Below are 11,245 nucleotides of genomic sequence, written 5' to 3'. Positions count from 1 at the left end.
CCACCACGTCGAGCAGCGCCAGCGTCAGCGAACCGAGGCCCGGCCCCACCTCGAGCACCACGTCGTCGCGCCCGACCCCGGCCGCCGCGACGATCCGCCGCACCGTGTTCGCGTCGTGCACGAAGTTCTGCCCGAGCTGCTTGGTCGGTCGCACGCCGAGCCGCTCGGCCAGCACCCGCACTTCGGCGGGCCCGAGCAACGCGGCACTCCCACGAGCGGCAACTTCAGGTTCGGACACCTGAAGAACCTATCAACCCGCCGGCTCGGCGCCGCGCGACGTCTCCGGCCGCGCACCCGGCTCGCCGCGCGCTTTCGGTGTGCCGCGAGGAACAGCCGGCGATTGCGGGCGCGACGGGCGAAGGTGTGCGCGACGGCTACCGCTGGAGCGGGGTGGCCTTGATGCGGTTCAGGAAGTCGTCGATGGCCGCCTGCATCGGGGCGTTGAGCTGGGTGTGTTTGCCGGTGCCGGTGACCGTCCGGAAGTCGACGCCGTTGGTGGCGAACTGCGCGGCGAGCGCGGCGTGCAGCGGGGACGGGACCGTGGTGTCGGTGACGTTGAGCAGCAACAGGATCGGCGCGTCGTAGCCGGAGGTCGGCACGGTGAGGTACTGATCGAGGGCCGAGCGGATGGGTTCCTGGCCGAGCGGCCGGGCGAGCAGGTCGCCGACGCCGAGGCCGTGCACGCGGTCGATGATGCCGTCCAGGCACAGCGTGCCGACGCTGTCCAGGACCGCACGGCCCTGCGGGGTGAGGTACTGGTCGACCTGGACGTCGGGGCGGGCCGCGCGCAGGCCGGCCAGGATGCTGACGAAGAAGCTCAGCGCGCCGTCGTTGCCGGGGATCGTGGGGATGATCGGCCCCGCCAGCGGCAGGATCTTCTCCACGTCCGATTCGGGGTCGATCGCGATGGTGCCGCGGAAGTCGAGGTCGGGCGCGTCGATCGCCTGGCGGTGGCCGGTGCCGAGCGCGGCCTGGCCGCCCTGCGACACCCCGAGCACGGCCCAGGTGCGCGACAGGTCGGGGTTGGTGGCGCGGGCGGCGCGCAGCAGATCGATGGTGGCGGTCGCCTCGGTGGCGATCTCCAGATACGGGTGCGGCCCGGTGTCGAAGCGGCCGAGTCCGAGGTAGTCGGGGGCGACCACGGCGAAGCCCTGGGCCAGCAGGCCCTGGATCAGCTGGTCCTCTTTGGACCGAATCTGCTGGTAGGGATGGCTTTCCGGAGCGGACTGGCCGCCGCAGCCCGCGCCGAGTCCGCTGGTGCCGTGGTCGTAGGCGATGACCGGCCAGCCGCCGGCGGGCGGGGTGCCCCTCGGGACGAACAGCGCGCCGCTGGCCGGTCGCGGCGTACCGTCCGAGCCGCGCATCCAGTACTCGAGCACCGAACCGCCCGATACCCCGTGCCAGCCGTCGGGCTGGGCCGAGATCGAGATCAGCGACCCCGGAGTTTCCGCCTGCGCGGGCCCGACGTTCACGAACAACGCGGCACTGGCCGACAACGTGGCCACGGCCACCGCGCGCCTGAACCCCTGAACAACCCTCATCGACCACACCTCACTGACCCGACCCACACCGTCACAAACCTGGACGAGTGTACAGATCAGCGGAATACTGCCAGCTCACCGTGACGACACAGCGAATCCCATGCAACGCCGAGGGGGCAGCCGGTAAAACCACGGCCGCCGCACGCCTTCTGCCGCACCGCACCGAAAATCGCAGGCAATTTCAGGTGCGGGAGGTCAGAAGGCGTGCGGCGGCGGTCAGCTGATGCCGAGGCGGCTGGTGCAGGCGGGCCAGGCGCCCCACCCCTGGCGGGCGCGGGTGATCTCGGCGATGGCGATCTGCTCTTCGCGGGTGGCCAGGTCGGCGCGGGGGGCGTACTTCAGCCCGCCCTGGCGTTCCCAGGTGCCCTGGTCGAATTGGATGCCGCCGTAGTAGCCGTTGCCGTTGTTGATGTTCCAGTTGCCGGTGGATTCACAGCGGGCCAGCGCGTCCCAGGTCGCGCCGTCGCGCACCGGCGGCACCTCGGTGCCCGGCTTCGCGCCCTTGCGCACGGTCTTCGGCTGCGCGGTCACGGTGACGGTCGAGGCGATCGGCTTGCGGTCCACCTCGGTGCCGTTGACCATGGTGACCGCGAAGGTGACGTCCTGCACCCCGGGTGCACCCTGGGTCTCCACCACCGAGCGGCTCATGTTCATTTCCGGGTCTTCGATCACGTGCTCTGGCGGGTCGAGCGGCAGCGTCTCGGTCCGGTTCTCGGTTCGCTTGCGGGTCACCGTGATTCGCACACCGTCGGTGAGCGGGGTGGACGCGGCGGGCTCGACGGTGTCCTGCTCGATCAGCGGAATGCCCGCGACCGCGAGGAACTCGCCGACCGTCGGCGCGGCAAGCCGCACGTCGACGGGGGCGCCGATGCCGTCCAGCAGCGAGACCGATCGTGGCGTCGCGACCTCGAGCGCGGCGCCCTCCAGCGGCAGCTTCTCGTCCCGCTTGGGCGAGACGTACACCTCCTTGGGCAGGCTCAGCTGCTCGAGCGCCTCGCCAGCGGTGAGCCCGGTGGTCCACACCTTGCGCGCCTGGCCGTCGACCATCAGCTGGACCTCACGCGCACGGTTGAGCGTGATGGTCGCGCCGTCGCCGATCTTCGCGGCCAGCGCGGGGGCGACCCGGTCGCGCTCGGTCACGGCGAAGCCCGCGGCCCGCAGGACGCCGCGGACATCGAGCGACATCGTGGTCTCGACCCGCTTCTCGCCGTCGACCACCACGGTCACCGTCTTGCGGTTCACGATCGCCAGGCCCGCGCCGACGATCAACGTCATCAACAGCGCACCCACCGCCGCGTACAGCAGCGGCGACCGTGACTGGTTGATTCGCGTGAATGGGGACATGGTCACAGTACGATAACGAGGGGTTTGGGGGTAGACAACCTTCACTTGCTTCAGCTGGGTCTTTCAATATCACGAACAGATATCGCTGCCGCAGGTTGATCACGATATATACCTATCGATGTGACCTAAGACACACCGGGCATATCCAGCCCCCTTACGGGTACTCCGATTGCCGAGAAATAGCGGATTTGTCAGATTCCGTACACGCGGCGCGCGTTCGCCGTGGTGATCTTCGCCAATTCGGCCGCGTCCTGTTCGCGTAGTTCCGCCAATGCGCGAACGGTGTACGGCAGGCAATAGGATTCATTGGGCGCACCACGGAATGGATGCGGGGTCAAATACGGCGCGTCCGTTTCGACCAGAATCAGCTCGTCCGGCACGACTTTCGCGGCCTCACGCAACTCGTGCGCATTCTTGAAACTCACGGTGCCGGAAAAACTCAGCACATAACCCTCCGCCACGCAGGCCAGCGCCATGGTGGTGTCCGAGGAGAAGCAGTGGAAGATCACCGTCTCCGGTGCGCCCTCGTCCAGCAGCACGGTCAGCAAATCGTGGTCGGCCTCGCGGTTGTGGATCATCAGCGGCTTGCGCAGCCGCTTCGCCAGGTCGATGTGCCAGCGAAAGCCCTCGATCTGGGTCTCGATATCGGCGCAGCCGTCGAGCTTGCCCGGCCAGTAGTAGTCCAGGCCGGTCTCGCCGATCGCGACCACGCGCGGGTCGGCGCCGAGGCGTTCCAGTTCCGCCTTCGCGGCGTCGTTCAGCGCGTTGGCCCGGGTCGGGTGCAGCGCGACGGCGGCGTAGACGCGGAAGTCCCAGTGCGCGGCCCGCACGGCCCACTGCGCGGCGGCGAGGTCGTCGGCCACGGTGACCACCTGGCCGACACCCACCGACGCGGCGCGGTCGACGATAACCGCGGTGGACGCCGCGTCCGTCGCGCCGCAGGCATCGAGATGCGTGTGCGCGTCGATGATCGGGGCGAGCGGCTCGGGCAGGGGCGGCGCGGGGCGCTTGCTACTCATCGAAAACCGCCGCGGGACACGGGGGAACCAGCGCCGGGGATATTCGCGTGAGTGAAGGAAACCACGGCCATTACAGTAGACACACCATGAGCGCAGCTGACCGCCCCGCCTTCTATATCACCACGGCCATCGCCTACCCGAACGGTGCGCCGCACATCGGGCATGCGTACGAGTACATCTCGGCCGACGCCATCGCCCGGTTCAAGCGGCTCGACGGGTTCGACGTCTTCTTCATGACGGGCACCGACGAGCACGGTCAGAAGATGCAGCAGGCGGCCGTGGCCGCGGGCGTCCCGGTGGAGGAGCTGGCCAGCCGCAACTCGGACGTGTTCGAGGCGCTGGACAAGACGCTGGATATCTCCTACGACCGGTTCATCCGGACCACCGACGAGGACCACCTGGCGGCCTGCGTCGCGCTGTGGGAGCGGATGCTGGCCAACGGCGACATCTATCTCGGCAACTACTCCGGCTGGTACTCGGTGCGCGACGAGGCCTTCTACACCGAGGAGGAGACCACGCTGCTGGAGGACGGCAGCCGGATCTCCACCGAGTCGAAGACCCCGGTCACCTGGACCGAGGAATCGAACTTCTTCTTCCGGCTCTCCGCCTACCAGGACAGGCTGCTCGCGCTGTACGAGGAGCACCCCGAATTCATCGCGCCCGCAACGCGGCGCAATGAAATCGTCAGCTACGTCAAGGCCGGGCTGAAGGATCTGTCCATCTCGCGCACCACCTTCGACTGGGGCGTACCGGTGCCGGGCCATCCCGAGCACGTGATGTACGTGTGGGTGGACGCGCTCACCAACTACATCACCGGCGTCGGTTACCCGGACCTGGAATCGGCCGCGTTCCAGCGGTTCTGGCCCGCCGACGTGCACATCATCGGCAAGGACATCACCAGGTTCCACACCGTGTACTGGCCGGCGTTCCTGCTGTCGGTGGGCGTCGAGGTGCCGAAACGCGTGTTCGTGCACGGGTTCCTGTACAACAAGGGCGAGAAGATGTCCAAGTCGGTCGGCAACGTGGTCGACCCGCTGGAGCTGGTCGAGACCTACGGCGTCGACGCGGTGCGCTTCTTCCTGCTGCGCGAGATCTCCTACGGGCAGGACGGCAGCTACAGCCACGACGCGATCGTCGGCCGGATCAACTCCGACCTGGCCAACGAGTTCGGCAACCTGGTCCAGCGCAGCACCAAGCTGGTCGCGCGCGACTGCGGTGGCGTGGTGCCGACGCCGGGCGAGTTCACCGACGCGGACCGCAAGCTGCTGGACCTGGCCAACGGGCTGCTCGACCGCTGCCGCGCCGAATTCGACGCGCAGCAAATGCATCTCGCGCTGGAGGCGATCTGGCTGACCCTCGGCGAGACGAACAGGTACTTCTCCGCGCAGGCGCCGTGGGCGCTGGCCAAGTCCGGCACGCCGGAGGATCTGGCCCGCGAGGCGACGGTGCTGTACGTGACGCTCGAGGTGCTGCGCATCGTCGCCATCCTGGTGCAGCCGGTGATGCCCGCCTCGGCGAGCAAGATCCTCGATCAGCTCGGTCAGCAGGAACGCACGTTCGCCGATATCGCGACGCCGATCGTGCCGGGTGTGGCGCTGCCCGCACCGGAACCGGTGTACCCCAAGTACATCGAGCCCAAGGACTGACCCCGCCCGGATCGGCGAACATGGGCACCGACGCGTAATCCCCTGGCGCGCAGTCGCATAATGCTGGGTTACGAATACTCATGTTCGCCGAACAGGGAGAGCACCCATGCGCCGACAACAGGCGACCGACTCGACACCCGTGCCGCAGAACAGCTTCGCCGATCGGCATCGGGCGGCGCGTGATGCCGTGCTGGCCTCGCAGCGCGGGCGGCTCATCGAGGCGATGGTCCAATGCGTGGACAGCGCCGGGTATTCCGCCACCACGCTCACCGATATCGTTGCCCGCGCACGGGTTTCGCGCAGCACCTTCTATGAGCACTTCGCGAACAAGGAGGAGTGTTTCGTCGAGGCGGTGCGCACCGGCGTGGACATCGTGGAGACCCGGATCACCGAGGAGCTGGCACAGCTCGCGCCGGCCGCCGGGGTGCCGGCCATGATCGAGTCGATCGTCGGCACGTTTTGCGAAACCGTCGCCACCGAACCGGATTTCGCCCGCCTGATCCTCGTCGAATCGTTCAAGGTGAACCAGGCCGCGGTCGACTACCGCGACCTGGCCGTCGACCGCTTCGCCCTGCTGTACCGCTACTTCTACGACCAGGCGCGCCAAGCCGATCCGAGCCTGCCGGAGGTTTCGGACGAGCTGATCGCGCTGATCCCGGACGCGATCGGCGAGCGCACCCGCCGAGTCATCGTGTCCGACGGCCCGGCGCACGTCCCTACCCTGGCGCCCCTGTTCGTCCAGTTCGTCAACCAGACGCTCGGCCTGTCGGCCTGAATACGTTCTCCCGCTTCGGCATTCGCCCGACGGACGACCCGCGTCGGCGAATCGCCCGTCGCCTCGGCTACTTCCAGCGGCCGAGCAGGCGTTCGACCTCCGCGGTGAGGGCGCGCTGCAAGAACGGACCGAAGCTGATCCGGGCCACGCCCTGATCGGCGAGCAGCGCCTTGTCGGACTTGTCCGGGAGCCCGACCATGCTGATCGGCAGCGACAGTTCGCTGGTCAGCCTGCGCACCGCGGCGTCGTCCTGCGCGCCGGCCGGGAACAGCACGTCGGCACCCGCCGCGGCGGCCAGGCCGAGGCGCTCGATCGCGCGGTCCACCCGATCGGCCTCGTCGCCGTCCTGGCGCAGGAACAGATCGGTCCTGGCGTTGACCACCACGTGCACCCCGGCCGCATCGGCGAACTGACGCAGGCCGTGCACCAGGTCGGCGTGCTCCTGCGGGCTGCGGAGCCGCTGGCCCTCGCTGTGCACCGTGTCCTCGATATTGAGGCCGACGGCGCCCACCTCGAGCAGTCCTTCGATCAGCTGGGCCGGTTCGAGGCCGTAACCCGACTCGATGTCCACCGACACCGGCACCTCGACGGCCTCGGTGATCTGCCGGACCCGGGTGAGCAACTCGGCGAACGTCATGCCTTCGCCGTCCGCCCGGCCGATCGAGTCGGCGACCGGATGACTGCCCACGGTCAGTGCCGCGAACCCGGCGTCCACCGCGACCTTGGCCGACCACGCGTCCCACACGGTGGGCAGCACGGCGGGATCGCCGGGGCGGTGCAGTGCGAGGAAGGCCTTGGCCTTGCTTTCCAGAGAGGTCATAGGACGATCATGCCGCGTCGTCGCGGTGCGCACCATGGCGCGCCCTCAGGGCTGGGTCAGGCGGGTGACGGCGCCGGTGAAGCTGGTGACGTAGAGCGCGCGCGGATCCCAGCCGGGGCCCGCGCCGAACCGGGCCGAAGTGGCGAACGGGATGCCGTCGGCGATGACACAGGAACTCGCGGTGTCCGGGTCGACGCGGACGACGCGGCCCGCGGCGTTCAGCGCGAGATAGATGGCCCCGTCGGGGCCGACGGTGAGATCGTCGGCCGCGTTGAGCGGACCGAAGCCGGGGAGGGTGATCCGCGCGGGTGCGGTGTCCGGATGATCGATGTCGATCGCGGCGAGGGTGGTGATCGGGTCGAAGGTGGTGGATACGAACAACTTCCGCCGAGCCGCCGCGTAGGCGAGGCCATTCGTCGAGGTCAGCTCGGCGGCGAAGGTCGTTGCGCCGGAGCCGTTCCCGGCGATCCGGGTCAGGGTGGCCGGTGCGCCCAGATCACGGCTGACCACGAAACTGCCATCGGGCAACTGCGCCAAGCCGTTCGGTGCGGTGAGGCCGGAGACCACGGTCGCGACGGTGCGCCGGGTGAGGTCCAGCGCCTCGATCGTGCCGTCGGGCCGCCCGGACAACCCGCTGCTCAGTGAGCCACCGGTGGTGAAGTACGCCGTGTCGCCGGTTACCACGATGCCGCCCGGAGAACTGGCCTGGGCCAGCACTTCTCGTGCTCCGTCCGCACCGAGCCGGTACACCGCTCCCCCACTGCCGGAGGCGGGCACCTCGGACAGCAGCAGGCCGCCGTGTCCGTCGAACGCCAGGTTCTCCAGCACGCCGAAACCGGACGCCACGGGCGACGCGGCCCACTGAGCGCACTGCGCATCGGATGCCTCCTGCGCATGGACCTCTCCGGCACCGGAGCTCAACATGAGCGCAATACCTACGGCCAGCACGCTTTTGACTGAGACACGGTGAGTCGCCATCCGAATGTTCTCCCCTCGCAACTGCGCTCAAGATATCGGCAGCCGAGCGCGAAGTTCGCGAAACCGCAGACCCCTGTGCACGTGCCCAGATCTCGCTCGGCACCCTGTCCGGCCGCACAAACCGAACGGCGTGGGTTCAGTCCTCGCCGTCGCGGCGGGCGACCAGCACCGCGTCGTACAGCTCGTTGCGGGAGGCGCCGTGCGCGCCGGCGATCTGCGCGCACGCGTCCTTCAGCCGGACACCCTGGGCGGTCAGCGCCTCTACCGCCTCGACCAGGTCGGCCGGGTCGGCGGATTCGGGTTGCGCGCCTTCGAGCACGACGGTGATCTCGCCGCGGGCGCCGTCGACGGCCCAGGCGGCGACCTCGGCGAGGGTGCCGCGGATCACCTCCTCGTAGGTCTTGGTCAGCTCGCGGCAGACGGCGGCGCGGCGATCCGGGCCGAGCACGGTGACCGCGTCGGCCAGGCAGTCGGCGAGCCGGTGCGGCGCCTCGAAGAAGACGCAGGCACGCGGCTCGGTGGCCAACGTGCGCAACCACTCCCGGCGCTGCCCGCCCTTGCGCGGCGCGAAACCGTCGAAGCAGAACCGTTCCACCGGAATCGCGGACAGGGCGAGCGCCGTGGTGACCGCGGACGGTCCCGGCAGGCAGGTCACCGGAAGATTTCGCTCGGCACAGGCCGCGACCAGCCGATAGCCCGGGTCGCTGACCGACGGCATGCCCGCGTCCGTGACCAGCAGCACCGTGCGCCCGGCCTCGATATCGCCGAGCAGCGCCGGAATCCGCGCGATCTCCACGTGGTCGTAGAAGCTGACCACCCGTCCGGTGATCTCCACCCCCAGCGATTTGGCCAGCGACTTGGTCCGCCGCGTGTCCTCGGCCGCGACGATGTCGGCCGAGCCGAGCGCGTCGCGCAGCCGCTGCGAGGCGTCCCCGATGTCGCCCATCGGCGTCGCCGCGAGCACCAGCCTGCCCGGCCCTGTCGCCTCGTCCGTCACCGCACTCCTGTCTCGACCACGCCCGACGCCCGCCGAACCTTCGCAGCCTAAGACATGCGAGGCGGCGCGAACCTCCGGCCGTGGCGCGATCGACGGCTCACCGCTGCGGGACCTCGCGGGCCGCACAGCATACGATCGGTACGTGACACAGGTGACCGACCAGCGCGCAAACGCTCCGTTCGGGGCCGTGCCCTCCTGGTCGAGCCCCGCGCCGCGGCGGCCGGCCCCAGATTTCGGACCGACCGACACGCTGCGCGGCTGGCTGGTCACCGCGTTCCTGACCGCGATCGCCGCGGTGACGCGGTTCACCATGCTCAACTACCCGACCGACGCGGGCACCCCGGTGTTCGACGAGAAGCACTACGCGCCGCAGGGCTGGCAGATGCTCAACGGCGGCGGGGTGGAGGACAACCCCGGCTACGGGTTGGTGGTGCACCCGCCGGTCGGCAAGCAGCTCATCGCGATCGGCGAGGCGATGTTCGGCTACAACGGCTGGGGCTGGCGGTTCGCCTCCGCGATGGCGGGCACCATCCTGATCCTGCTGGTGATCCGGATCGTGCGGCGCCTGGCCAGGTCGACGTTGATCGGCGCGATCGCGGGCATCCTGCTGATCGCCGACGGCACCACCTTCGTCTCCTCCCGCATCGGCATGCTCGACATCTTCCTGGCGTTCTTCGCCACCGCGGCCTTCGGCTGCCTGATCGTCGACCGCGACGAGGTACGGGCCAGAATGGCGCGCGCCGACGCGGAAGGCCGGATCGACGAAACGCCGTGGGGTCCGCGACTAGGGGTGCGCTGGTGGCGGTTCGGCGCCGGCATCCTGCTCGGATTGGCCTGCGGGACAAAATGGTCCGGGGTGTACTTCATCGTCGCCTTCGGCCTGCTCAGCGTCTGTTTCGACGTGGCGGCGCGGCGGGCGTACGGGGTGCGCAATCCGTGGTTCGGCACCGGGATCCGCGATGTCGGGCCCGCGCTGTACGCCCTGGTGCTCATTCCGCTCGGGGTGTATCTCGCCACGTACTGGGCCTGGTTCGCCAGCGAAACCGGCATCGATCGGTACATGGTCGGCAACCCGTCCGCCCCGACCGACCCGATCGGCACCGGCGGATACTTCAGCTGGGTCCCCGATGCCTTGCGCTCGCTGTGGTATTTCAGCGCCAGGGCGCTGGAATTCCATGAGGGCTTGACCAATTCGGCGGGCAACCACCACCCGTGGGAGTCCAAGCCGTGGACCTGGCCGATGGGTCTGCGACCGATGCTCTACTACTACGCCGACAACGGCGTGAGCGGCTGCGGCCAGACGCAATGCGTCAAGGCCGTCATGTTGATCGGCACCCCGGCGATCTGGTGGCTCGCCTTCCCGGTGATCGCCTGGATGTTGTGGCGCAGCGTGGTTCGCCGGGACTGGCGCTACGCCGCGGTGCTGGTCGGTTACGGCGCGGCCCTGCTGCCCTGGTTCCTGACCCTCGATCGGCAGATGTACTACTTCTATGCCGTCGCGCTCGCGCCGTTCCTGGTGATGGGCATGGCGCTGGTGCTGGGTGACATTCTCGGCCCGGCCCGGCGAACAGCCGTGCCGCGCAGCCCCGTCGGCACCTATCTACCGGTCTCGCCGGACGAACGCCACGCCCTCGGCCTGCTCGCGGTCTGCCTCTATCTCGCCCTGGTGATCGCCAACTTCATCTGGCTCTGGCCGATTCTCACCGCGCTGCCGATCACGCCGGGCAACTGGCACGACCACCTCTGGCTGCCCAGCTGGCGCTAACCCTCCAGCGCCGCTTTGACATAACGCATGGCCGCCGCGTCGTCGAGTCCGAGACGACGGACCGTGGCGACGTAGGCCGTGGCGGCGCGACCCGCGACATCGCGCGTCGGGTCGCCCGAGGAGGCGATGAAAGAGCCCTGCCTGCCCCGGGTTTCGACCACGCCGTCGGCCTCCAGCTCGCGATAGGCGCGGGCCACCGTGTTGGGGGCGAGGCCGAGTTGCGCGGCGAGCGCGCGCACGGTGGGGATCTTCGTGCCCGCGGTCAGCTCGCCGGAGCGCACCTTGGCGATGATCCCCATGCGTAGCTGCTCGTAGGGTGGGACGGTCGATTCGTGCGACACGGTGATGTTGAACATGACT

Annotated in this window: 11 protein-coding genes; 3 read left to right on the top strand and 8 right to left on the bottom strand. The window is 69.1% G+C overall.

The features are described from left to right. The 4 genes from ACFQ9K_RS40925 to ACFQ9K_RS40910 all read right to left on the bottom strand — a co-directional run. A partial coding sequence (locus ACFQ9K_RS40925; RefSeq protein WP_378984387.1) for an rRNA adenine N-6-methyltransferase family protein occupies positions 1-238 on the bottom strand: 238 nt, incomplete at its 3' end. Between the two features lie 136 nt (positions 239-374). Beyond that, positions 375-1,541 (bottom strand): alpha/beta fold hydrolase, encoded by a 1,167-nt coding sequence (locus tag ACFQ9K_RS40920; protein ID WP_378716020.1) that lies wholly within the window; start codon positions 1,539-1,541, stop codon positions 375-377. A 216-nt stretch (positions 1,542-1,757) separates the two neighbouring features. Continuing rightward, entirely contained in the window at positions 1,758-2,885 is a 1,128-nt protein-coding gene (locus ACFQ9K_RS40915) for a transglycosylase family protein (RefSeq protein ID WP_378716018.1), read from the bottom strand. 191 nt (positions 2,886-3,076) lie between these two features. Then, positions 3,077-3,904 (bottom strand): TatD family hydrolase, encoded by an 828-nt coding sequence (locus tag ACFQ9K_RS40910; protein WP_378716016.1) that lies wholly within the window; start codon positions 3,902-3,904, stop codon positions 3,077-3,079. Between the two features lie 47 nt (positions 3,905-3,951). On the opposite strand from ACFQ9K_RS40910, the gene metG reads away from it, so the two are divergent. Together metG and ACFQ9K_RS40900 are read left to right on the top strand one after the other, a co-directional pair. Next, positions 3,952-5,550 carry a methionine--tRNA ligase gene (metG, locus tag ACFQ9K_RS40905; RefSeq protein ID WP_378716014.1) on the top strand — a complete coding sequence of 533 codons (1,599 nt, stop codon included), beginning with the start codon at positions 3,952-3,954 and terminating at the stop codon, positions 5,548-5,550. 106 nt (positions 5,551-5,656) lie between these two features. Continuing rightward, on the top strand, positions 5,657-6,325 hold the full coding sequence (locus tag ACFQ9K_RS40900) for a TetR/AcrR family transcriptional regulator (RefSeq protein WP_378716013.1): 669 nt from the start codon (positions 5,657-5,659) through the stop codon (positions 6,323-6,325). A gap of 67 nt (positions 6,326-6,392) precedes the next feature. Here the strand turns inward: ACFQ9K_RS40900 and ACFQ9K_RS40895 are convergent, their stop codons facing one another. From ACFQ9K_RS40895 to rsmI, 3 genes are all read right to left on the bottom strand, one after another. Beyond that, positions 6,393-7,145 carry an isocitrate lyase/phosphoenolpyruvate mutase family protein gene (locus tag ACFQ9K_RS40895; protein WP_378716011.1) on the bottom strand — a complete coding sequence of 251 codons (753 nt, stop codon included), beginning with the start codon at positions 7,143-7,145 and terminating at the stop codon, positions 6,393-6,395. 45 nt (positions 7,146-7,190) lie between these two features. Further along, the gene (locus ACFQ9K_RS40890; protein ID WP_378716008.1) at positions 7,191-8,069 is read right to left on the bottom strand and encodes an SMP-30/gluconolactonase/LRE family protein; all 879 of its coding nucleotides are present in this window, start codon (positions 8,067-8,069) and stop codon (positions 7,191-7,193) included. A gap of 190 nt (positions 8,070-8,259) precedes the next feature. Continuing rightward, on the bottom strand, positions 8,260-9,120 hold the full coding sequence (gene rsmI / locus ACFQ9K_RS40885) for a 16S rRNA (cytidine(1402)-2'-O)-methyltransferase (protein WP_378716006.1): 861 nt from the start codon (positions 9,118-9,120) through the stop codon (positions 8,260-8,262). Positions 9,121-9,262: 142 nt separating this feature from the next. On the opposite strand from rsmI, the gene ACFQ9K_RS40880 reads away from it, so the two are divergent. Continuing rightward, the gene (locus ACFQ9K_RS40880) at positions 9,263-10,885 is read left to right on the top strand and encodes a dolichyl-phosphate-mannose--protein mannosyltransferase (protein WP_378716004.1); all 1,623 of its coding nucleotides are present in this window, start codon (positions 9,263-9,265) and stop codon (positions 10,883-10,885) included. On the opposite strand, the gene ACFQ9K_RS40875 is transcribed toward ACFQ9K_RS40880, so the two are convergent. Then, the gene (locus tag ACFQ9K_RS40875) at positions 10,882-11,241 is read right to left on the bottom strand and encodes a GntR family transcriptional regulator (protein ID WP_378716031.1); all 360 of its coding nucleotides are present in this window, start codon (positions 11,239-11,241) and stop codon (positions 10,882-10,884) included. The two genes, ACFQ9K_RS40880 and ACFQ9K_RS40875, sit on opposite strands and share 4 nt — an antisense overlap. Positions 11,242-11,245: the final 4 nt, after the last annotated feature.

Source organism: Nocardia sp. NPDC056564 (assembly GCF_042793755.1).
Taxonomy (GTDB): Bacteria; Actinomycetota; Actinomycetes; order Mycobacteriales; family Mycobacteriaceae; genus Nocardia.
This window is presented reverse-complemented; position numbering and strand designations above follow the sequence as displayed.

What these genes read in the sequence shown, in the direction of transcription:
- ACFQ9K_RS40920 (WP_378716020.1), bottom strand. Translation starts at nt 1,541, where the DNA reads ATGAGGGTTGTTCAGGGGTTCAGGCGCGCGGTGGCCGTGGCCACGTTG.
- ACFQ9K_RS40915 (WP_378716018.1), bottom strand. Translation starts at nt 2,885, where the DNA reads ATGTCCCCATTCACGCGAATCAACCAGTCACGGTCGCCGCTGCTGTAC.
- ACFQ9K_RS40910 (WP_378716016.1), bottom strand. Translation starts at nt 3,904, where the DNA reads ATGAGTAGCAAGCGCCCCGCGCCGCCCCTGCCCGAGCCGCTCGCCCCG.
- ACFQ9K_RS40900 (WP_378716013.1), top strand. Translation starts at nt 5,657, where the DNA reads ATGCGCCGACAACAGGCGACCGACTCGACACCCGTGCCGCAGAACAGC.
- ACFQ9K_RS40895 (WP_378716011.1), bottom strand. Translation starts at nt 7,145, where the DNA reads ATGACCTCTCTGGAAAGCAAGGCCAAGGCCTTCCTCGCACTGCACCGC.
- ACFQ9K_RS40890 (WP_378716008.1), bottom strand. Translation starts at nt 8,069, where the DNA reads ATGTTGAGCTCCGGTGCCGGAGAGGTCCATGCGCAGGAGGCATCCGAT.
- ACFQ9K_RS40875 (WP_378716031.1), bottom strand. Translation starts at nt 11,241, where the DNA reads ATGTTCAACATCACCGTGTCGCACGAATCGACCGTCCCACCCTACGAG.